Below are 19,642 nucleotides of genomic sequence, written 5' to 3'. Positions count from 1 at the left end.
ACAAACTCCGTCTTCTGATCGCTCACGGTAACAGCACTCCAAGGCATGGAACTCTCCCGGGCATCTAGTCCGGAAAAGTGTCACCCATGTCCTCGTACACCTGTTACCTATCTGTCCGGTCCATACAGAGCGCCCCCTCGGGGGCAGCAAGCGAGCGCAGCGAGTGCGGCGTGGGGGGCCTGCCCTCCCACCGCCGGGCCGCCCCAAGGTGGGAGCGCCCCCTCGGGGGGCAGCAAGCGAGCGCAGCGAGTGCGGCGTGGGGGCCTATTCGACTTTTCCGATGCGCTGCACGGCGGTTGCCAGGGCGGCCGAGTCGCGGCGCCAGTAGGCCTCGAAATCCTTGGCGTCGAGGTACTGCACCGGGCTGCCGGTGCCGGCGATCTGCGCTTTGAATTTCGGGTCGCGCGCCACCTCGTCGGCGGCCTTGCGCAGACGTGCGAGCACGGGTTCGGGCGTGCCGGCCAGCGCAAAGACGCCCGACCATTGCACGAACACGGCATCGTGGCCCACCGACTTCAGCGAGGGTACCTTGGGCAGGCTTTCGAGCGAGCCCTCGCCCCAATGCGCCAGCGCGCGCAGCTTGCCGGCCTGGATCAGCTGCATGACGCTGGACGGACCGGTCGCCACCGCATCGACCTGACCGCCGATGAGCGCCTGCACGGCCGGCCCCGCGCCCGTGAATGGCACATGCATCATGCGCACGCCGGCCTCGCCCTGCAGCATCTCCATCGGCACGTGCATGGTGCCGTAGATTCCCGAGCTGCCGTAGCTGAGCTTGCCCGGCTGCTGTTTCGCCGCGGCCAGGAAATCCTGCACGGACTGCCAGGGCTTGTCGGCACGCACCACCAGCACGGTGGGATCCGCCGTGATCCGGGCGATCGGGACGAACTGATCGAGCTGGTAGGCCGGCTTGCGTTCGAGCACGCGATCAGCCTCGGGCAGGATCGAGATCGAAGACAGGCTCATCAGCAGGGTGTAGCCATCGGGTTTGGCGCGAGCGACCTGGCCGATGCCCACGGCGCCACCCGCGCCGCCCTTGTTTTCGATCACGACCGGTTGGCCCAGGCGGTCTGCCAGGGCCAGCGCGAGCGGCCGTGCGATCGTGTCCGCCACGCCGCCCGGCGGGAAGGGCACCACCAGCGTGATGGGATGGTCGGGGTAGCCAGCGGCCCCGGCCTGGGCAACGCCCAGGCACAGCGCGGCGGCGGCCGCGGTCTTGAACAGCGTACGCAATGCCATGTCTCACTCCCGTATGGCCCGGCCCGCCGTACGTCGCGGCGCGCCGTGACCCTAGCAATTGACCTACACGAAGCGGTTCTCGATGCTGCCGATGCCGTCGATCTCGATGCGGACCACATCGCCCGCGCGCAGGAAGCGCGGCGGGTTCAGGCCCTGTCCGACGCCGGCCGGCGTACCGGTGGCGATCACATCGCCAGGCAGCAGCGTGATGCCGCGCGAGCAGGTCTCGATCAATGTGGGGATGTCGAAGATCAGGTCTTCGGTGTTGCCATCCTGACGCGGTTCGCCGTTGACCCAACAGCGCACGCGGGTGCGCTGGCCGTCGAGCGCATCGGCGCTGACGATCCAGGGGCCCATCGGGCAGAAGGTATCGAACGACTTGCCCAGATCCCACTGCTGGTGGCGCATCTGCACATCGCGTGCGGTGACGTCGTTGACGACGGTGTAGCCGAACACATGGCTCATGGCCTCGGCGCGCGAGATGTTGCGCCCGCCCTTGCCGATCACCACGGCAAGCTCGGCCTCGTAATCGATCTTGTCGGACACGCCCTGCGGCAAGTGCACGTCGGCTCGGGGTCCGATCACGGTCTGCGGGACCTTGGTGAAGACGATGGGCCAGGATTCGGGGTTGGTGTCGTTGTCCTTGAACACCGAGTCGCGCAACTCCTTGGCATGCGCGTGATAGTTGCGGCCGACGCAGAAGAGGTTGCGGCGTTGGGCCGGCAGCGGCGCCTCGTGTTCCACCTCGTCCCAGCGCAGCGCGTTGCCCTGGGTGGCCGGCAGCGTACCGCCGGCGCTCAATCGCTCGATCAGCGCGAGCGCCCCGGTGTGTGCCTCGGCGGGCGGCACATCCAATGCCGTGACCGCCGCGCCGTCCTCCGATACCAGACCCACCTTGCGCTCACCGTTCACACGAAAAACTGCGATCTTCATACCTGCTCCTGCTTCGGTTAACCCAAAAAATACCAATTAGTGCTACTTGGTACCAATCTGGTCGCAGGATAGCGCAGAGCATCCGAGCAATACACGCGTTTTCAAAGCGACTTAGGGAAAATCCCTGGCGCGGCGTATCGCCGTGGATTGGTTCTATTTGGTATCATTCGGCGTCGTTTTTCACCGAGCTTCCGATGGACAAAGCCTCCGCCATGCGTGCGGCCATCCTGGATCATCTGCACACGGGCGCCTGGCCGGCAGGCCATCGCCTGCCCACCGAGCGCGCGCTGTGCGATCAATACGGCCTGAGCCGATCCACGGTGCGGCGCACCTTGCAGCAGTTGAAAGAGCAGGGGCTGATTTCGCAGCGGGTGGGCAGCGGCACGTACGTGAATGCCTCGGACCATCTCGTGCAGACGGCCCAGGCGCTGCGTACCGAAGCGCTGTCCACCAGCCCGGCTGAGCTGATGGCGGCGCGTCTCGTGCTCGAACCCGCCATCGCCGCCCTGGTCGTGCAATACGCCACGCCGGCCGATTTCGCCCTGCTCGAGGAGGCCTGTGACCGTGCCGAGGCAGCCGAGAGTTTCGAAGCGTTCGAGGTGTGGGACGCGCGGCTGCATGAGCGTATGGCCACGGCCACGCACAATCAGTTCATCGAGAACGTGTTCGCACTCATGACCGCGGCGCGGTCGCAAGCCTCATGGGGCGCGCTCAAGCGCAAGAGCCTCACGCCTGAACGGCGGCAGGCCTATCAGGAGGAACACCGCGCCATCGTCGACGCCCTCAAAGATCGCGATGCCGAACGCGCGATGGCGCAGGTGCGGCGCCACCTGGTGCACGTACGCGAGAACTTGCTCGGGGTCTGAGCGCGCGTAGCCGCGTGCCGGCGCCGGCGCTATCGCGGCGCGGGCGTGATCGTGGGCTCGCACAGGACCGGGGTCTTGAGCGAGTTCGCCACGAAGCATTGCGCGTGGGCGGCCTCGTGCAGACGATGAGCGAGCGCGAGATCGTCGCCGGGGCGTACCGTGACGCGCGGACGCAGCACGAACTGCGTGAAGTGCCCGCCGGTTTGCGCGTCGCCCTCCACCATGGTCGACTCGGCCGCATCCTCGTAGGCCAGCACCGCGATGCCCGCGTCGGCGCACAGGTGCAGATACCAAAGCTGATGGCAGGCGCTCACCGAGGCGAGCAGCAGGTCTTCCGGGTTCCAGCGGGTGGGATCCCCGCGGAATGCCGGGTCCGACGAGCCGGCGATGTCGGGCCGGCGCGCCGCGCTCAGGCGGTAATCGCGCGCGTAGTCGCGGTAGCCCGAGGTGCCGGTGCCGGTATTGCCGGTCCAGATCGTGTCGACGCGATAACGATGTTCGTGAGCCATGGCTTTATAGGACAGAGCGCGCAGCGCGGTGCCTGAAATAGTACGCCATTTGGTATACCATTTGCCAGATGAAGAAAGCGTCCGACATTTCCTTTCTCAGCGCGAGGCGATCATGAACCGGCTGCCCGCCACGGCCGCCGGCACGGGGTCGGCCGCCGACGCACTGGCCGATGCGCTGCGCGACATGATCTGCCGCGGCGAGCTGGCCGACGGTGCGCGCCTGGTGGAGCGCGATCTGGCCGAGCGTTTCGCGGTCAGCCGCGTGCCCATGCGCGAGGCGATCCAGCGGCTCGAACACGAGGGGCTGGTGCAGACGCAACGCCATCGCGGCGCGGTGGTGCGCACGCTGCACGCCGACGATGTGCGCGACATCTACGCGCTGCGCATGTTGCTCGAGGGCGATGCCATCGAGCGGGCGGTGAGCCGGATCGACGACGTGACGCTGGCGCGCGCCGAGCGCGTGCACCGTCAGCTGGGCGAGGCGGGTACGGCGGCGCGGCAGCACGCGCTGAACCGCGAGTTTCACGAGATTCTCTATGGCGCCTGCGGCAATGCGCGTCAGGTCCAGGCCATCCGCGACCAGCGTATCCAGATCGAACGCTACGAGCGGCTGCAACGCCGCGTGCTGGCCGAGACGCCTGCCTTCCAGCACGAACACGAGGCGATCCTGCGCGCCTGCCGCGCCCGCGACGGGGCGCACGCGCGGGCCATGACCGAGGCACACCTGGCCTCGGCGCGTGATCTGGTGCTGCGGCTGGTGGCGCGCGGCACCGACGACTGAGCGCGCCTACCAGACCTCCGCCGGATAGCCCGGCGTGCGCACGCGGCTCGCGAAGCGCTCCGCCAGAAAATCGATCAGCACGCGGGTCTTGGCCGGCAGGTGCAGCCGTTCGGGATAGAGCGCGTGAATGTCGGCGGGCGGCGTGCGCCAGCCCGGCAGCACCTCGACCAGACGGCCGGCGCGCAGGTGCGCCATGACCTCCCATTCCGACCGCATGACCACGCCGTGGCCCGCCAGCGCCCACGCGAGCGCGCTCTCGCCGTCATTGGATGACAGGGCGCCGCGCACCTTGATGGTCTCGCTGCGCTGGCCCGACTGCAGGTGCCAGGTGCCGTAGGCGAGTTCGTCTTCGCGGATCACGATGCAGCGATGACGGGCGAGATCGGCCGGCGTGCGCGGCTCGCCATGGGCCCGCACGTATTGCGGTGACGCGCAAAGCAGCCGGCGGTTCGAGGCGAGCAGCCGCGCCACCAGCCGTGCATCGGGCAGCGTGCCGAAGCGGATCGCCACGTCGTAGCCCTCATCGAGCAGGTTCACGGGCCGATCCGACAGGTGCAGTTGCACCTCCACGTCGGGATAGTCGCGCGCGAAATCGGCGATGGCCGGCACGAGATGCGTGCGGCCGAACCCGAAGGTCGCGTTGATGCGCAGCAGCCCCTGCGGCCGCTCGCGGGTGTTGGTGACGCGGCGCTCGAGGGCATCGAGGTCGGCCAGGATGCGCGCGCCGTCGGCGAGGTAAAGCTCGCCTTCGGCGGTGACGCTGATGCGGCGCGTGGTGCGATTGAGCAGCCGCACGCCGAGCCGCCGCTCCAGATTGGCCAGCCGGGTGCTGACCGCGGGCGGCGTCAGGCCAAGCTCGCGCGCGGCGGCCGACAGATTGCCGTGCCGCACCAGCAAGGAGAAGAACGCGAGATCCGAAAGCCCGTCCATCGGTATTTATAAATCTAATTTAAGAAAGGTTTTTTCTCTCGTTAATTATAAGTTCTGAATAGGCTTATACACTGGTTCCACGAGCAGACCGGCCGCGGCATTCCGCCCGCAGGCCGGCGATTCCGGAGACAAGACCATGAACAAGAGCTGGATCCGTTGGACCTGTGCCTGGCCCCGCGCGCACCGCCTGGGCGCGCCGCTGATGCTGGCCGCCGCACTGCCTCTCGCCACTCCGAGCACGCCGGCCGCTGCCGCCGACGCGTTTCCGACGCGCGCCATCACGCTGGTCGCGCCGTTCGCGCCCGGTGGCAGCGTCGACATTGCCGCGCGCCTGGTGTCGGATGCCTGGGCCCGGGAGTTGGGCCAGAGCCTGGTGATCGAAAACCGCGCCGGCGCGTCCGGCAACATCGGCATGGCGGCCGTGGCGCGCGCCAAACCCGACGGCTACACGCTCGCCATCAACACCATGTCGCTGGCCATCAATCCGGCACTCTTCGCCGAGATGCCGTTCGACACGCGCAAGGACCTGCGCAGCGTGGGCACGATCGGCACGTCGCAACACGTGCTGACCGTGACGCGCGACTTGCCGGCGCAGGACCTGAAGTCGCTGCTGAGCCAGTTGCGCAGTCAGCCGCCCAACACCTGGAGCTTCGGCTCGGCGGGCACGGGCAGCACCTTCCACATGGCGGCCGAGCTGTTCAAGTCGGTCTCGAAGACGCAGATCCTGCACGTGCCCTACAAAGGCGGCGGTCCGGCCATGGTCGACACGATCAGCGGCCAGGTGCAGATGAGCTTTCCGGTGCTGTCGGCGGCGCGGCCGCAGGTCGAGGCCGGCAAGCTGCGCGCCCTCGGCGTGACCGGCACCAAGCGCTCGCCGCTGCTGCCCGACGTGCCGACGATCGCCGAGGCCGGTCTGCCCGATTACGCCTTCACCACCTGGTTCGTGGTGAGCGCGCCGGCCGGCACGCCCGACGCCGTGATCGAGAAGCTCAACGCCACGCTCGGCCGCGCCTTGGCGCAGCCGGCACTGGCCGAGCGCATGGCGCGCGAAGGCTTCGATCCGCTCGTTTCCACGCCGGCCGAGACCGACAAGCTGGTGGCCGACGAGATGCAGCGCTGGGCCGTCATCGTCAAGGAAGCGGGCATCACCGCCAACTGATCACCCGGATCCGGCGGGCGTGCCCGCCGATCCCTCATCACGCAGCAAGGAACGGCCATGACCGGCAGCACCCTCTACGACAAACTGGTGGCCTCGCACGAGGTGGCACGGCTCGACGACGAGCATGTGCTGCTCTATGTCGATCTGCACATCATGAACGAGTACACCAGCCCGCAGGCCTTTTCGGGCCTGGCCGCGCGGGGCCGCGAGGTGTTGCGGCCGCGCCAGCAGATGGCGGTGGTGGACCATGTGATTCCGACCCACCCCGTGGCGGCGCGCGATCGCGTGATCGTGCAGGACGACGCCGCGCTGCAGGCGCGCAACCTCAAGCGCAACTGCGATGCGCAGGGCATCGCGCTGTTCGACACCACCGATCCGCTGCAGGGCATCGAGCATGTCATCGCGCCCGAACACGGCATGATCCTGCCGGGCATGGTGGTGCTCTGCGGCGACAGCCACACCACCACCTACGGCGCGCTCGGCGCCCTGGGCTTCGGCATCGGCACCTCCGAGGTCGAGCACATCCTGGCCACGCAGACCCTCGTGTACCGCGTGGCCCGCAACATGCGGGTGCGCGTGGACGGGGCGCTGGGCCCGGGCGTGAGCGCCAAGGACCTGGTCATCTACCTCGTGCATCGTATCGGCGCGCAGGGCGCGGTGGGCTACGCGGTGGAGCTGTGCGGCACGACCATCGCCGCGCTTTCGGCCGAGGCGCGCATGACGGTGTGCAATATGCTGGTGGAGGCCGGCGCGCGCGCGGCCCTGATCGCGCCCGACGCCATCACCGATGCCTACGTGAGTGCCCGCGCGCTGCACCTCACGTCCGAGGAGCTGCGGGACGCGCGCCACAGCTGGGCGTCGTTGCACAGCGACGCCGACGCCGTGTACGAGCGCGAGTTCATGATCGATGCGGCCGGCATCGCCCCGTATGTGACCTGGGGCACCAGCCCCGATCAGGCTCTGCCGGTGGACGCCGTCGTGCCGGATCCCGAGGCCGCGGGCGATGCGCTGCAGGCGCTGGCCGCGCGCAAGGCGCTCGACTACGTGGGGCTGCAGGCGGGCCAGCCCATCGCGGGCGTGCCCATCGACCGCGTCTTCATCGGGTCCTGTACCAACGCGCGGATCGAAGACCTGCGCAGCGTGGCCGAGATCGTGCAGGGCCGCCATGTGGCGCCGGGCGTGCGCGCGATGGTGGTGCCCGGCTCGGGCGCGGTGCGCGATCAGGCGCACGACGAAGGCCTGGATCGCATCCTGATCGATGCCGGGTTCGAATGGCGCCAGCCCGGCTGCTCGATGTGCCTGGCCATGAACGACGACATGCTGGCGCCGGGTGAGCGCTGCGCGTCGACCACCAATCGCAATTTCGAGGGACGGCAGGGACGCGCCGGCCGGACCCACCTGATGAGCCCCGCCATGGCCGCGGCGGCGGCCCTCACCGGCCGCATCACCGACGTGCGCACGATCGATGCGCAGCTTGCCGCGGGAGCCGCGCGATGACCTCTTCCTCTACCGTGCTGCGTGGTGTGGCCGCGCCGCTGCCGTATTCGAATCTCGACACCGACCAGATCATGCCCAAGCAATTCTTGCGCATCATCGACAAGGCGGGTCTGGACCGCGGGCTCTTCTACGACCTGCGCTTCGACGCCAGCGGCGCGCCGCGCCCGGACTTCGTGCTCAATCAGGCGCCCTGGCGCCAGCCCGCGTTCCTCGTGGCCGGACCGAACTTCGGCTGCGGCTCCAGCCGCGAACACGCGGTGTGGGGCCTGCAGCAGTTCGGCGTGCGTGCCATCATCGCGCCGAGTTACGGCGAGATCTTTCATGCCAACGCGATGAACAACGGCCTGCTGCTGATCCGTCTGCCCGACGCGCAGGTGCAGGCGCTGCTCGGCCGGGTGGCACGGCCGGACACCTGCGAACTCGAGATCGACGTGCTGGCGGGTCAGGTGCGGGCAGGCGACGACGTGCGCTACGATTTTGCGATGTCGGCGCGTCAGCGTGGCATGGTGGCCGAGGGGCTGGACATGATCGGCGCCACGCTGCGCCAACTGCCGGAGATCACGCGCTTCGAAGCCGCGCACCGGCAGCGCCAGCCCTGGTTGCAGGATGCCGCGGCGCGGGTTCGCGCGCGGCTGGACCAGACTGCCAAGGAAACCGCATGAGTGAATTGCTGGACGCGCCGCTGCGCCATCATCAGGTCAACGGCATCGAGATCGCCGCCCGCACCGCGGGCCAGGGCCCGGCGCTGCTGTTGCTGCATGGTCATCCGCAAAATCATCTGATCTGGCAACGTCTGTGGCCCGCGCTCACCGAGCGCTACACCTGCGTGGCCGCGGATCTGCGCGGCTATGGCGACAGCGCCAAGCCGCCCGCGTCGCCCGATCACTCGGCGCACGCCAAGCGCACCATGGCGGCCGACATGCACGCGCTCATGCAGACGCTCGGTCTGCCGCGCTACAGCGTGCTGGCGCACGATCGCGGCGCCCGGGTCGCGCACCGTCTGGGGCTGGATCGGCCCGAGGCCGTTCAGGCCATGATGCTGCTCGACATCGCGCCCACCCTCGACATGTACGAAGGCACCACGCGGGCCTTCGCGCAGGCGTACTTTCATTGGTTCTGGCTGATCCAGCCGGCGCCGGGTCCCGAAACCTTCATCGGCCACGATCCCGCTTTCTATGTCCGGTCGGTGATGGGCGGACGGCCGGGCGGGCTGGCGCATTTCACGCCCGAGGCGCTCGCCGATTACGAGCGTTGCGCGCGTCTGCCCGGCTGGGCCACCGGCATCTGCGAAGACTACCGGGCCTCGGCCACCGTCGATCTGGAGCATGACCGGGCCGGCCGAGCGGCGGGCGAACGCCTGGCGATGCCGGTGCGGGTGCTGTGGGGCGAGCGCGGCGCGGTCGGCCGCAATTTCGCGGTGCTCGATCTCTGGCGGGCGGTCTGCCGCGAGGTCGACGGCCGGGCGCTGGACGCCGCGCACTACCTGCCCGAGGAGGCGGCCGACGCGGTGCGCGACGAGGCGCTGGCGTTCTTCGGCATACACGCTCCGGCGGCAGGGGTATGAAATAGGGGCCGGAGCGCGAATGGTAAGCTTCGCCGATGAATCGAGCCCCCCGGCGCAACGCCTCTTCCGACCCCGAATTTAGCGTGACCGAGATCCGCCGTGCCGACGTGAACGAGCCGGCGGGGGCGGGCAACGGCGCGGGCGGCGGCACTGCCGTGGGCGCAAGCGCCCCGGCCGGGCGCACCGGCGCCGACCGGGCGTTCACGGCCACCGATTCGCCCTGCGTTGCCATCTGCTCGACCCTGTTCGACGAGATCTGCCGTGGCTGCGGACGCAGCGCCATGGAAGTCGCCAACTGGGTCTTCATGACCGAAGAAGAGAAGCAGGCCGTCTGGACCCGCATCCTGGCGCAGGGCTATCCGCGCCGGCCCTGAGCCCGGCCCGCCTGTCTTTGGCATGTCATCTACCGTAGGCCTAATCGTGCCATCGCTCACGACAGGTCCTACCCATGCGCATCGTTCTCGTCACGGATGCCTGGCATCCTCAAGTCAATGGCGTGGTCCGCACCTGGACCGCGATGTTGCGGCTCCTGCGTGAGTGGGGCCACGACGTTCTGGTGGTGAGCCCCGAGGGCGCCCGCACCATTCCCGCCCCGTCCGAACCCGAACTGCGCCTGTGCATCCAGCCTCGCCGCCAGCTGCGGCGCGTGCTGGGCGACACGGTGCCCGACGCGTTGCACATCGCGACCGAGGGCCCGCTGGGGCTGGCGGCGCGCCGCATGGCGCTGTCGCGCGGCTGGCGCTTCACCACGGGCTTTCACACGATGTTCCCCGAGTATCTCGAGGCGCGCATGGGCATCCCGGCGTCGCTGCCGTGGCGCTTCATGCGCTGGTTCCATCGGCCGTCGCAGCGCGTGCTGGTGCCCACGCCGACGGTGCGCGACATCGTCGCATCGCGCGGTCTCACGAATCTGCAGGTGTGGTCGCGCGGGGTCGACGGGCAGAAGTTTCAGCCGGTCGAGCGCGATGCGTTCGCCCACCTGCCGCGGCCGGTCTATCTGTCGGTCGGCCGCGTGGCCCGCGAGAAGAACCTCGACGCGTTTCTGTCGCTCGACATCCCGGGCAGCAAAGTGGTGGCGGGCGGCGGGCCCGACGAGGCGCGGCTGCGCAAGAAGTTTCCCAACGCGCACTTCCTGGGGCCGCAGGCCGACGCGCAACTGCCGTCGTTCTACAGCGCCGCGGACGTGTTCGTCTTTCCGAGCCTGACCGACACCTTCGGCCTGGTGATGCTGGAGGCCATGGCGTGCGGCACGCCGGTGGCCGCCTTCGATACCGAAGCGCCGCGCGCCGTGGTGCGCAACGGCGTCACCGGATACATCGACGCGGACCTCGCCCGCGCCTGCACGCAGGCCCTGACCCTGGATCGCGCCACGGTGCGCGCCCATGCGCTCACCCGCACCTGGGACGCCATCGCCCACGACCTGCTCGCCGCCCTCGTTCCGATCGACGGCCGCGCCGCCTGGAGCGAGCCGAGCATCCAGAGCGCATGACATGTTATTCGGGGTTTTCGTGCCCCTCGCCCAGACGCTACAATGGCGGAATCCCTGAGGAGCGCTGCGACGAACCGCCGGTGAGTGCCATGCACCCGCCGCGCCAGGATCGCCAGGCTCAGGAATCCTTGTTCAGTCGGATCGCATCGCGGTCTGGCAGCAGCAACGGCGCTCACCTTTGTCGCTTCGGGCGGGAAAGGCGATTGCGCGCCGAGGATTCCGGTGTGTGCTTCGCGTTGTCCGGCCGGTTGCGATGACCAATGCCGTTGACCTTATCCACGTGGAGTTTCACACCATGAATGCAGTGACCGACAAATCCGTTGCCGACTACATCGTCGCCGACATGGGCCTGGCCGGCTGGGGCCGCCGCGAGCTCGCGATCGCCGAAACCGAAATGCCCGGCCTGATGGCGATCCGCGAAGAATTCGCCGCCAGCCAGCCGCTCAAGGGTGCCCGCATCGCCGGCAGCCTGCACATGACCATCCAGACCGGCGTGCTGATCGAAACGCTGGTGGCCCTGGGCGCCGAAGTGCGCTGGGCCTCGTGCAACATCTTCTCGACCCAGGACCACGCCGCCGCCGCCATCGCCGCGACCGGCACCCCCGTGTTCGCCATCAAGGGCGAGACCCTCGAAGAGTACTGGCAGTACACCCACAAGATTTTCGAGTGGCCGCAAGACCGTCACGCCAACATGATCCTGGACGACGGCGGCGACGCGACCCTGCTGCTGCACCTGGGCGCCAAGGCCGAGAAGGACATCTCGGTGCTGGCCAAGCCGGGCAGCGAAGAAGAGCGCGTGCTGTTCGCCGCCATCAAGGAAACGCTGGCGCGTGATCCGAAGTGGTACTCGGCCCGTCTGGCCGAGGTCAAGGGCGTGACCGAAGAAACCACGACCGGCGTGCATCGTCTGTACCAGATGTCCCAGAAGGGCGATCTGGCCTTCGCCGCCATCAACGTCAACGATTCCGTCACCAAGTCGAAGTTCGACAACCTGTACGGCTGCCGTGAGTCGCTGGTCGACGGCATCAAGCGCGCCACCGACGTGATGGTCGCGGGCAAGGTCGCGGTCGTGGCCGGCTACGGCGACGTGGGCAAGGGCTGCGCCCAGGCGCTGGTCGCGCTGCGCGCCCAGGTGTGGGTCACCGAAATCGATCCGATCTGCGCCCTGCAGGCCGCGATGGAAGGCTTCAAGGTCGTGACCATGGAAGAAGCGGCCAAGCACGCCGACATCTTCGTGACCGCCACCGGCAACTACAACGTCATCACGCGCGCCCACATGGACGCCATGAAAGACCAGGCCATCGTCTGCAACATCGGCCACTTCGACAACGAAATCGACGTCGCCTCGATCGAAGACCTGCAATGGGAAGAGATCAAGCCGCAGGTCGATCACGTCATCTTTCCGGATGGCAAGCGCATCATCCTGCTGGCCAAGGGCCGTCTCGTGAACCTGGGCTGCGCCACCGGCCACCCCTCGTTCGTGATGTCCTCGTCGTTCGCCAACCAGACCATCGCGCAGATCGAGCTGTTCACGCGCAACGAAGCCTACACCTCGGGTCAGGTCTATGTGCTGCCCAAGCACCTCGACGAAAAGGTCGCGCGCCTGCATCTGAAGAAGCTGGGCGTGAACCTCTCCACGCTGTCGCAGGCCCAGGCCGACTACATCGGCGTGCCGGTCGAAGGCCCCTTCAAGCCGGGTCACTACCGCTATTGATCCTGTAGCACAATAAGGGGCAGAGCCCGCGCCGCAGTGGCGCGGGCCTCGCTACTCACAGGAGAACGATCATGGCATTGATACTCGTCTGGATCCTGAACGCCGTGGCCTTGCTGGCCGTGGCGTACCTCTTGCCCGGCATCGCGGTGGCAAGCTTCGGTTCCGCGCTCATCGCGGCGCTGGTGCTGGGCCTGCTCAACATGCTGGTCAAGCCGGTATTGGTGCTGCTCACGCTGCCCATCACGATCGTGACCCTCGGATTGTTCCTGCTCGTCCTCAACGCGCTGTTGTTCTGGTTCGCCGGCTCCGTGCTGCGCGGGTTCCAGGTCAATGGCTTCTGGTGGGCCGTGGCCGGGGCGATCCTGTATAGCCTCATCTCCGGTCTGCTGACCAAGTTGATTCCCTGATGACTCAGACCACCCCTCCCGCGCTCAGCCTGGAGTTCTTTCCGCCGCGAGACATCGCGGCGCAAGAGCGCCTGGTGCGCGCGGCCAAGCAGTTGCTGGCGATGCAGCCGAAGTACGTCAGCGTCACGTTCGGCGCGGGCGGCTCGACGCGCGAAGGCACGGCCGATACGGTTCGCACGCTCTCCAATCTGGGGTGCGACGCGGCGCCGCATCTGTCGTGCATCGGCGCCACGCGCGACCAGCTGCGCGAGATCCTGGCGCGTTACCGCGCCGAGGGTATCAAGCGTGTGGTGGCCCTGCGTGGCGACCTGCCTTCGGGCATGGGCGGCGACGCCGGCGAGCTGCGCTATGCCAGCGACCTGGTGCGCTTCATTCGCGAAGAAACCGGTGATTGGTTCCACATCGAAGTGGCGGCCTATCCCGAGATGCACCCGCAGGCGGTCAGCCCGACCGTGGACCTCGATCATTTCGTGACCAAGGTCCAGGCCGGCGCCAACGCCGCGATCACGCAGTATTTCTTCAACGCCGATGCGTACTTCGACTTCGTCGATCGTGCGCGCGCGCGTGGCGTGACCGTGCCGATCGTGCCGGGCATCATGCCCATCACCAACTACAGCCAGCTGTCGCGCTTCTCCGAGATGTGCGGCGCCGAGCTGCCGCGCTGGATCCGGCTGCGTCTGGCCGAGTTCGGCGACGACAAGGCCTCGATCCGCGCGTTCGGCGCCGAGGTGGTGACCGAGCTGTGCCAGACCCTGCTCGACAACGGCGCGCCGGGTTTGCACTTCTACACGCTCAACCAGGGCGACGCTACGCTGTCCATCTGGAAGAACCTCGATCTCTGAACGATCCCGGCCTTCCATGCAAAACGGCACCCTCGGGTGCCGTTTTGCATGCTGCGCGCCCTGTGGCTTCAGTCGGCGTAGACGCCCGCCTTGCGGATCATCGCACCCCACTTGTCCGTCTCGGCCTGCAGCCAGCTTTGCAGGCCTTGCGGCGTCCGCTTGGCGGGCGGCACGATCTCGGCGCCCAGCTCGGCCATGCGCTGCGTGAACGCGGGATCCTCGAGCGCCGCGCGCAGCGCCGCGTTGATTTTATCGATGGCGGCGGGCGGCGTGCCCTTGGGCGCATAGATGCCGTGCCACACCTTCACCTCGAAGCCCTTGAGCCCGCCTTCCTGCAACGTGGGCGCGTCGGGCAGCGCCTTGATGCGGTCCAGCGTGGTGACGCCGTAGAACTTCACGTTGCCCGACTTGATCTGCGGAATCGTCTGCGTGGTCTGGTCGCACAGCACATCGACCTGCTGGCCCAGCAGCGCGCTCATCGCGGGCGCCGTGCCGGCGTAGGGGATGGTGGTGAACTGCGTGCCGATCGCCTCCTGCAGCAGCATGCCGCACAGCTGCGACACCGCGCCCGGCCCGGCGTTGGCGAGGTTAATCTTGCTGCCCTGTTCACGCGCATACTTGATGAAGCCGCCCAGATCGCTGGGCGGCAGATCCTTGCGCGCCAGCACGGTCATGGGCACATCCGCGACCTGGCCCACGTAGGCGAAGTCCTTGAGCGGATCGTAGGGCAGCTTGCGATACAGCGCCGGCGCGGTCGCCATGCCGTTGTGGTGGATCAGCAAGGTGTAGCCGTCGGCATTGGCGCGCGCCACGAAGTTCGGCGCCAGGGTGCCCCCCGCGCCGGTGCGGTTCTCGACGACGATACTCTGGCCCAGCGTCTTGGCCATGGAGGCGCCCAGCGCACGCGCGACCACATCGGTGGGCCCGCCCGCGGCGAAGGGCACCACCAGCGTGATGGCATGCGTGGGAAAGCCCGATTGGGCCAGGGCCGGGCCAGTCAGCGCCAGCGCGCCGGCCAGGACGGCCGTGCGGATACGGGGAAATGCCATGTCTCGCTCCTGTTCTTGTGACCCGCCGGACGTGGCGGCAGGGATCGGCTAGTGTCGGACAGGGACGGCGGCAGGGGAATTTGGCTTTACCGAAGCGCTGCTTAGCGAGCGCGAAATGCGGGTTGCCCCGTATGGGGATAACGTGGGGCGGCCGGCTAGGTGCGCCCGGCGAGGGGCGGCCGGCGAGGTGCGGCCGGCTAGGGGCGCCCGGCGAGGGGCGGCGGGCCCGGTGCGGCCGGCCAGGTGCGCCCGGCGAGGCGTGACCAACGAGGCGTGACCCGTGAGGCGGACTCGTCCAGACGCGCCCGCGAAGGGCGCGCGTCGCTCAGGTCGGCTGCTGGCCCGGGCTGCCCTGGGCCAGGGCTTGCGGCGTCGCGTAATCGCCGCTCGTGTTGAGCCCGACGGGCGCGATGCGCACCGGCTGATGCTCGCGGTGGGCCGGCACCAGCGAGTCCGGGCCATCCGGGCGGGTCCAGAGCGGATCCGGGATCTCGGCGAACACCTGGCGCAGGCGTTCGCCCCAGGAGCTGCGGATCATCGAAAAATACTCGTTGTGATCGTCGATGCTGGCGAAGTGCGTCACGTGCAGATTGTCGGCTTCGTACACCAGCAGATCGAGCGGCAGGCCGACCGAGATGTTGGAGCGCAAGGTCGAATCCATCGAGATCAGGGCGCACTTGGCGGCCTCGTCGAGCGAGGTGTCGGGCTGCAGCACGCGGTCGAGGATGGGCTTGCCATACTTGGACTCGCCGATCTGGAAGTACGGGCATTCCGGCGTGGCTTCGATGAAGTTGCCGGCCGCGTAGATCTGGAACAGCCGGCAGCGCTCCTGGCCGATCTGGCCGCCGAAGATCAGGTTGACGTTGAACTCCACGCCCTGGTCATGCAGGGAGGCCGCGTCGCGCGCATGAACCTGGCGTACCGCATCGCCGACCCGGCGCGCGGCCTCGAACATGTTCGGCACGCGCCAGATCGAATCGGCACGATTGGCGTCTTCCTGGGCCAGCGTATTGACCACCGCCTGCGACACCGCCAGATTGCCCGAGGTCATGAGCACCATGACGCGCTCGCCCGGCAGCTCGAACACACTGAGCTTGCGGAAGATGCTGATCTGGTCCACGCCCGCATTGGTGCGCGAGTCGGACAGAAAGACCAGGCCTTGGTCGAGTTGGGCGGCGATGCAGTAGGTCATGGAAACAGGGAGGACGAAAATCGTGCCCCGATATTGTAGGGGAGGGGCGCGCCGGCGCGCACGGGGCCGGCCAGTGTTGCGTCCCTCGAATCCTACTGCTGCGCGGCCTGCTGGACCTGCACCGTCACGCGCATGGATTCTTCGCCGCCGCCGCTGCGCACGCCGCGCACCGGCGAGGCGGAATCGTAGTCGCGCGCCACCGCCAGGCGGCAGTGGCAATCCGACGCGAACTGGCGGTTGGTGACGTCCACGCTGACCCAGCCCTGTCCCGCCAGCCAGACGTCGACCCAGGCATGGCTGGCCGCGTGCTCGGCCTCGGTGTAGAGATAGCCGCTCACATAGCGCGCCGGCAGGCCCATGCCGCGCACGCAGGCCAGATAGAGATGGGCGTGGTCCTGGCACACGCCGTGGCCCAGGGCGAGCACCTCTTCGGCCGCGGTGGTCACATCCGTGGTGCCGGGCTCGTAGGCCACGCGGCCGCAGATCGCCTCGGCCAGCGCCAGCGCATCGGCGGGGGTATGCATGCCGCCGGGCAGCACGGCCCGGGTGAAGTCATGGATGGCCGCGACGCTCTGCGTGAGCGGCGTCTGCACGCAGAAAGCGTGCAGCGGCAGGCGGCTGTCGTCGTGGTGCAGGCGGCCCTCGGGCAGATTGTCGATCTCGATATGGCCGGTCACGCGCAGCTCGATCTCATCGTGCGGCCGCGTGAGCGTGAGGGTGTGCGTGATATTGCCGTAGGCGTCGACCTGTTCGGCGAGCGGACCCGGCGCTTCGATGTGCCAGCGCAGCGCACGCTGGTGATCGTCGAGCCGGGGCGTGAGGCGCAACACCTGAATGCTGTAGCTCACCGGCGCTGTGTAGCGGTAGCGCGTCACGTGGCGGATCAAATGTTTCATGGGGGCTCCGGGAGCGTCAGACCGACAGTGGCAGCAGGAAGTCCTGGCTGACGCGATTGCCCAGATCGTTCACACGATCCAGGAAGCGTTCGAGAAAGCGGTGCAGGCCGCCGCCGCGCAGAATGTCTTCGACGCGGGCATAGCGCAGCTCCGCACAAAGCATGCCGGCGCGGCGTTCCGTCTCGGCCGAGCGCTGGTTCGACACGCGCGCGAGGTCGTCGGACACCGCCCCGATCGACGCCACGAGCGAGCGCGGCATGTCGGCGCGCAGGATCAGCAGCTCGGCCACCCGGTCCGGCGTAATGACGTCGCGATAGACCTTGCGATACACCTCCAGGCCCGACACCGAGCTCAGAATGGCCGACCAGCGGTAAAACTCGCTGTTCACGCCCTGGTCGGCGTCTTCGCCTTCGTGAAACTTCACGTCCAGCAGCCGCGCCGTGTTGTCGGCGCGCTCCAGGTGCATGCCCAGCCGCAGGAACACCATGGCCTCGTCTTCGAGCATGGTGCCGACCGTGACGCCGCGCGCCAGATGCGAGCGGAACTTCACCCACTCGAAAAACTCGCCCGGGTTGCGCTCGAGCTGGTCGCCCTGCAACCGCTTCTGCAGATCGAGCCAGGTGGTGTTGTAGGTTTCCCAGACCTCGGTGGTGAGGCTGCCGCGCACCGCGCGGGCGTTTTCGCGCGCGGAACGCAGGCAGGCGTAGATCGACGATTGATTGTCGGGGTCGCGCACCATGTAATGCAGCACGCTTTCCGGCGTGACCTCGGGATACTTGTCGCGATACCCGTGTTGCAGCTCGGAGATGCGCAGCAGCGCGCGCCAGGAGTTGTCCCGCGTGAGCGGATCCTGTGGCAGCAGCGACATCTGCAGATTCACGTCCAGCATGCGCGCGGTGTTCTCGGCGCGTTCGATGTAGCGGCACATCCAGAACAGATGGTCGGCGGTTCGGCTCAGCATGTCGGTTCTCCGCGAGTCAGTCTTCCAGCACCCAGGTGTCCTTGGTGCCGCCGCCCTGGCTGCTGTTGACCACCAGCGAGCCTTCGACGAGCGCCACGCGGCACAGGCCGCCGGGCACGGTACGGATGTCCTTGCCGCACAGCACGTACGGGCGCAGATCCACATGGCGCGGCGCCACGCCTGCCTCGACATAGGTCGGCGTGGTCGAGAGGGCCAGCGTGGGCTGCGCGATGTAGTTGGCCGGGTTGGCGCGCACGCGGTCCTTGAAGGCCTCGACCTGCGCCCGCGTCGCCGTCGGGCCCACGAGCATGCCGTAGCCGCCCGCGCCGTGCACTTCCTTGACCACCAGCTCGTGCATGTTGGCCAGCACGTGCGAGAGTTCGTCGGAGCGGGCGCATTGCCAGGTCGGCACGTTCGACAGGATGGGTTCTTCGCCGAGATAGAAGCGGATCATGTCCGGCACGTACAGATAGGTCGACTTGTCGTCGGCGATGCCGGTGCCGATGGCATTGGCCAGCGTGATGCGGCCGGCGCGGTACGCCGACAGCAGGCCGGGCACGCCCAGCACGGAGTCGGCGCGAAACGACAGCGGATCGAGGAAGTCGTCGTCGAGCCGGCGGTAGATCACGTCGACGCGGCGCGGGCCGCGCGTGGTGCGCATGTACACCGTGTTCTGGTCCACGAACAGATCCTGGCCCTCGACCAGCTCCACGCCCATCTGCTGCGCCAGAAACGCGTGCTCGAAGTAGGCGGAGTTGTACATGCCGGGCGTGAGCACCACCACGGTGGGCTCGTCGCTCACGTTCGGCGCCACCTCGCGCAGGTTGTCGAGCAGCAGGTCGGGATAGTGCGCCACCGGCTGGATCTTGATGCGCGAAAACGCCTCCGGCAGCAGCCGCATCGACATCTTGCGGTTTTCGAGCATGTACGACACGCCGGAGGGCACGCGCAGATTGTCCTCGAGCACGTAGAACTCGCCCGCGCCGGCCCGCACGATGTCCACGCCAGCGACGTGGCAATAGATGCCTTCGGCCACGTCGATGTCCTGCATCTCGGGACGGTACTGCGCATTCAGAAAGACCTGTTCGGCCGGAATGATGCCGGCGCGCACGATGTCGTGGTCGTGATAGATGTCGTGGATGAAGCGGTTGAGCGCGCGGACCCGCTGCTTCAGACCGGCATCGAGCCGGCGCCATTCTTCGGCGGGAATGATGCGCGGCACCAGATCGAACGGAATCAGGCGTTCGGTGCCGGCGGCGTCGCCCGCGACCGAGAACGTGATGCCCACCTTGCGGAAGTTGAGATCGGCCTCGATCTGCCGCGCGCTCATCGCGTCCGGGGGTTCGCCGGCCAGCCATTGGGCGAAGGCGCGGTAATGCGGGCGCACCTTTCCCTGGGTGTCGTACATCTCGTCGAAGGCGACGGGCCGCGTGACGGCATCGAGCATGGCATCTCCTGCTGGGTATGGCGCCGCGGGGCGGCGCGGGCGTCATGCAGACGCCTTTATTCATGTCATGGGCACAAGCAACAGCCATGCCAGCTTTGCACGGCATGGCGCCAGGATCAGGCGCGCGGCGTACGCGCGGGCGGCCATGCGCCGCGATGGGGCGGCCG

At 68.0% G+C, this 19,642-nt stretch carries 20 protein-coding genes and 1 riboswitch; of the genes, 11 read left to right on the top strand and 9 right to left on the bottom strand.

Going from position 1 to position 19,642, the window contains the following annotated elements; translation table 11 throughout:
* Positions 1 to 264: 264 nt before the first annotated feature.
* Entirely contained in the window at positions 265 to 1,239 is a 975-nt protein-coding gene (locus CAL25_RS23935; RefSeq protein WP_094804748.1) for a Bug family tripartite tricarboxylate transporter substrate binding protein, read from the bottom strand.
* A 63-nt stretch (positions 1,240 to 1,302) separates the two neighbouring features.
* Entirely contained in the window at positions 1,303 to 2,172 is an 870-nt protein-coding gene (locus CAL25_RS23930) for a fumarylacetoacetate hydrolase family protein (RefSeq protein ID WP_094804746.1), read from the bottom strand.
* A 194-nt stretch (positions 2,173 to 2,366) separates the two neighbouring features.
* Between CAL25_RS23930 and CAL25_RS23925 the strand changes: the two genes are divergently transcribed.
* Positions 2,367 to 3,038: a FadR/GntR family transcriptional regulator gene (locus CAL25_RS23925; RefSeq protein ID WP_094804745.1), complete on the top strand. Its 672-nt coding sequence runs from the start codon at positions 2,367 to 2,369 to the stop codon at positions 3,036 to 3,038.
* 29 nt (positions 3,039 to 3,067) lie between these two features.
* Here CAL25_RS23925 and CAL25_RS23920 read toward each other — a convergent pair whose 3' ends face one another.
* On the bottom strand, positions 3,068 to 3,547 hold the full coding sequence (locus CAL25_RS23920; protein ID WP_094804743.1) for an OsmC family protein: 480 nt from the start codon (positions 3,545 to 3,547) through the stop codon (positions 3,068 to 3,070).
* A gap of 112 nt (positions 3,548 to 3,659) precedes the next feature.
* Here CAL25_RS23920 and CAL25_RS23915 point away from each other — a divergent pair, with 112 nt between their 5' ends.
* A complete protein-coding gene (locus tag CAL25_RS23915; protein ID WP_094804741.1) occupies positions 3,660 to 4,328 on the top strand; it encodes a GntR family transcriptional regulator in 669 nt (222 codons plus the stop codon).
* 6 nt (positions 4,329 to 4,334) lie between these two features.
* Here the strand turns inward: CAL25_RS23915 and CAL25_RS23910 are convergent, their stop codons facing one another.
* Positions 4,335 to 5,258 carry a LysR family transcriptional regulator gene (locus CAL25_RS23910; RefSeq protein ID WP_094804739.1) on the bottom strand — a complete coding sequence of 308 codons (924 nt, stop codon included), beginning with the start codon at positions 5,256 to 5,258 and terminating at the stop codon, positions 4,335 to 4,337.
* A 202-nt stretch (positions 5,259 to 5,460) separates the two neighbouring features.
* On the opposite strand from CAL25_RS23910, the gene CAL25_RS23905 reads away from it, so the two are divergent.
* From CAL25_RS23905 to metF, 9 genes are all read left to right on the top strand, one after another.
* On the top strand, positions 5,461 to 6,417 hold the full coding sequence (locus CAL25_RS23905) for a tripartite tricarboxylate transporter substrate binding protein (RefSeq protein WP_094804775.1): 957 nt from the start codon (positions 5,461 to 5,463) through the stop codon (positions 6,415 to 6,417).
* 57 nt (positions 6,418 to 6,474) lie between these two features.
* Positions 6,475 to 7,914 carry a 3-isopropylmalate dehydratase large subunit gene (gene leuC, locus CAL25_RS23900; protein WP_094804737.1) on the top strand — a complete coding sequence of 480 codons (1,440 nt, stop codon included), beginning with the start codon at positions 6,475 to 6,477 and terminating at the stop codon, positions 7,912 to 7,914.
* Positions 7,911 to 8,576: a 3-isopropylmalate dehydratase small subunit gene (gene leuD, locus CAL25_RS23895; RefSeq protein WP_094804735.1), complete on the top strand. Its 666-nt coding sequence runs from the start codon at positions 7,911 to 7,913 to the stop codon at positions 8,574 to 8,576. The genes leuC and leuD overlap by 4 nt, the downstream gene beginning before the upstream one ends.
* The gene (locus CAL25_RS23890) at positions 8,573 to 9,478 is read left to right on the top strand and encodes an alpha/beta fold hydrolase (protein WP_094804733.1); all 906 of its coding nucleotides are present in this window, start codon (positions 8,573 to 8,575) and stop codon (positions 9,476 to 9,478) included. The genes leuD and CAL25_RS23890 overlap by 4 nt, the downstream gene beginning before the upstream one ends.
* Positions 9,479 to 9,633: 155 nt before the next feature.
* Positions 9,634 to 9,852, top strand: coding sequence for a DUF1289 domain-containing protein (locus tag CAL25_RS24500; RefSeq protein ID WP_249279218.1), 219 nt, complete (start codon positions 9,634 to 9,636; stop codon positions 9,850 to 9,852).
* A 74-nt stretch (positions 9,853 to 9,926) separates the two neighbouring features.
* Entirely contained in the window at positions 9,927 to 10,967 is a 1,041-nt protein-coding gene (locus CAL25_RS23880) for a glycosyltransferase family 4 protein (protein ID WP_094804729.1), read from the top strand.
* Positions 10,968 to 11,017: 50 nt separating this feature from the next.
* Positions 11,018 to 11,148, top strand: a riboswitch (S-adenosyl-L-homocysteine riboswitch).
* A 114-nt stretch (positions 11,149 to 11,262) separates the two neighbouring features.
* Positions 11,263 to 12,681: an adenosylhomocysteinase gene (ahcY, locus tag CAL25_RS23875; RefSeq protein ID WP_094804727.1), complete on the top strand. Its 1,419-nt coding sequence runs from the start codon at positions 11,263 to 11,265 to the stop codon at positions 12,679 to 12,681.
* A gap of 71 nt (positions 12,682 to 12,752) precedes the next feature.
* Complete coding sequence (locus CAL25_RS23870; RefSeq protein ID WP_094804725.1) at positions 12,753 to 13,088, top strand: phage holin family protein; 336 nt, start codon at positions 12,753 to 12,755, stop codon at positions 13,086 to 13,088.
* On the top strand, positions 13,088 to 13,930 hold the full coding sequence (gene metF, locus CAL25_RS23865; RefSeq protein WP_094804723.1) for a methylenetetrahydrofolate reductase [NAD(P)H]: 843 nt from the start codon (positions 13,088 to 13,090) through the stop codon (positions 13,928 to 13,930). Before CAL25_RS23870 ends, metF begins: the two co-directional genes overlap by 1 nt.
* A 68-nt stretch (positions 13,931 to 13,998) precedes the next feature.
* On the opposite strand, the gene CAL25_RS23860 is transcribed toward metF, so the two are convergent.
* The 5 genes from CAL25_RS23860 to CAL25_RS23840 all read right to left on the bottom strand — a co-directional run bounded on the left by CAL25_RS23860 (position 13,999) and on the right by CAL25_RS23840 (position 19,475).
* A complete protein-coding gene (locus tag CAL25_RS23860; protein ID WP_094804721.1) occupies positions 13,999 to 14,979 on the bottom strand; it encodes a tripartite tricarboxylate transporter substrate-binding protein in 981 nt (326 codons plus the stop codon).
* Positions 14,980 to 15,304: 325 nt separating this feature from the next.
* Entirely contained in the window at positions 15,305 to 16,171 is an 867-nt protein-coding gene (locus CAL25_RS23855) for a proteasome-type protease (protein WP_094804719.1), read from the bottom strand.
* 92 nt (positions 16,172 to 16,263) lie between these two features.
* On the bottom strand, positions 16,264 to 17,067 hold the full coding sequence (locus CAL25_RS23850) for a transglutaminase family protein (protein ID WP_094804717.1): 804 nt from the start codon (positions 17,065 to 17,067) through the stop codon (positions 16,264 to 16,266).
* A 16-nt stretch (positions 17,068 to 17,083) separates the two neighbouring features.
* Positions 17,084 to 18,028 carry an alpha-E domain-containing protein gene (locus CAL25_RS23845; RefSeq protein WP_094804715.1) on the bottom strand — a complete coding sequence of 315 codons (945 nt, stop codon included), beginning with the start codon at positions 18,026 to 18,028 and terminating at the stop codon, positions 17,084 to 17,086.
* Between the two features lie 16 nt (positions 18,029 to 18,044).
* Positions 18,045 to 19,475 (bottom strand): circularly permuted type 2 ATP-grasp protein, encoded by a 1,431-nt coding sequence (locus CAL25_RS23840; protein ID WP_094804713.1) that lies wholly within the window; start codon positions 19,473 to 19,475, stop codon positions 18,045 to 18,047.
* Positions 19,476 to 19,642 lie beyond the last annotated feature (167 nt).

This window comes from Bordetella genomosp. 5, assembly GCF_002261315.1.
Lineage (GTDB): Bacteria > Pseudomonadota > Gammaproteobacteria > Burkholderiales > Burkholderiaceae_B > Bordetella.
Note: the sequence above shows the minus strand (reverse complement) of the source record. Positions and strands in the feature narration are given on the sequence as shown.

What these genes read in the sequence shown, in the direction of transcription:
- CAL25_RS23910 (WP_094804739.1), bottom strand. Translation starts at nt 5,258, where the DNA reads ATGGACGGGCTTTCGGATCTCGCGTTCTTCTCCTTGCTGGTGCGGCAC.
- CAL25_RS23915 (WP_094804741.1), top strand. Translation starts at nt 3,660, where the DNA reads ATGAACCGGCTGCCCGCCACGGCCGCCGGCACGGGGTCGGCCGCCGAC.
- ahcY (WP_094804727.1), top strand. Translation starts at nt 11,263, where the DNA reads ATGAATGCAGTGACCGACAAATCCGTTGCCGACTACATCGTCGCCGAC.
- leuC (WP_094804737.1), top strand. Translation starts at nt 6,475, where the DNA reads ATGACCGGCAGCACCCTCTACGACAAACTGGTGGCCTCGCACGAGGTG.
- CAL25_RS23880 (WP_094804729.1), top strand. Translation starts at nt 9,927, where the DNA reads ATGCGCATCGTTCTCGTCACGGATGCCTGGCATCCTCAAGTCAATGGC.
- CAL25_RS23850 (WP_094804717.1), bottom strand. Translation starts at nt 17,067, where the DNA reads ATGAAACATTTGATCCGCCACGTGACGCGCTACCGCTACACAGCGCCG.
- CAL25_RS23860 (WP_094804721.1), bottom strand. Translation starts at nt 14,979, where the DNA reads ATGGCATTTCCCCGTATCCGCACGGCCGTCCTGGCCGGCGCGCTGGCG.
- CAL25_RS23935 (WP_094804748.1), bottom strand. Translation starts at nt 1,239, where the DNA reads ATGGCATTGCGTACGCTGTTCAAGACCGCGGCCGCCGCCGCGCTGTGC.
- CAL25_RS23920 (WP_094804743.1), bottom strand. Translation starts at nt 3,547, where the DNA reads ATGGCTCACGAACATCGTTATCGCGTCGACACGATCTGGACCGGCAAT.
- CAL25_RS23905 (WP_094804775.1), top strand. Translation starts at nt 5,461, where the DNA reads ATGCTGGCCGCCGCACTGCCTCTCGCCACTCCGAGCACGCCGGCCGCT.
- CAL25_RS23930 (WP_094804746.1), bottom strand. Translation starts at nt 2,172, where the DNA reads ATGAAGATCGCAGTTTTTCGTGTGAACGGTGAGCGCAAGGTGGGTCTG.
- CAL25_RS23925 (WP_094804745.1), top strand. Translation starts at nt 2,367, where the DNA reads ATGGACAAAGCCTCCGCCATGCGTGCGGCCATCCTGGATCATCTGCAC.
- CAL25_RS23845 (WP_094804715.1), bottom strand. Translation starts at nt 18,028, where the DNA reads ATGCTGAGCCGAACCGCCGACCATCTGTTCTGGATGTGCCGCTACATC.
- CAL25_RS23870 (WP_094804725.1), top strand. Translation starts at nt 12,753, where the DNA reads ATGGCATTGATACTCGTCTGGATCCTGAACGCCGTGGCCTTGCTGGCC.
- CAL25_RS23890 (WP_094804733.1), top strand. Translation starts at nt 8,573, where the DNA reads ATGAGTGAATTGCTGGACGCGCCGCTGCGCCATCATCAGGTCAACGGC.
- metF (WP_094804723.1), top strand. Translation starts at nt 13,088, where the DNA reads ATGACTCAGACCACCCCTCCCGCGCTCAGCCTGGAGTTCTTTCCGCCG.
- CAL25_RS23855 (WP_094804719.1), bottom strand. Translation starts at nt 16,171, where the DNA reads ATGACCTACTGCATCGCCGCCCAACTCGACCAAGGCCTGGTCTTTCTG.
- leuD (WP_094804735.1), top strand. Translation starts at nt 7,911, where the DNA reads ATGACCTCTTCCTCTACCGTGCTGCGTGGTGTGGCCGCGCCGCTGCCG.
- CAL25_RS23840 (WP_094804713.1), bottom strand. Translation starts at nt 19,475, where the DNA reads ATGCTCGATGCCGTCACGCGGCCCGTCGCCTTCGACGAGATGTACGAC.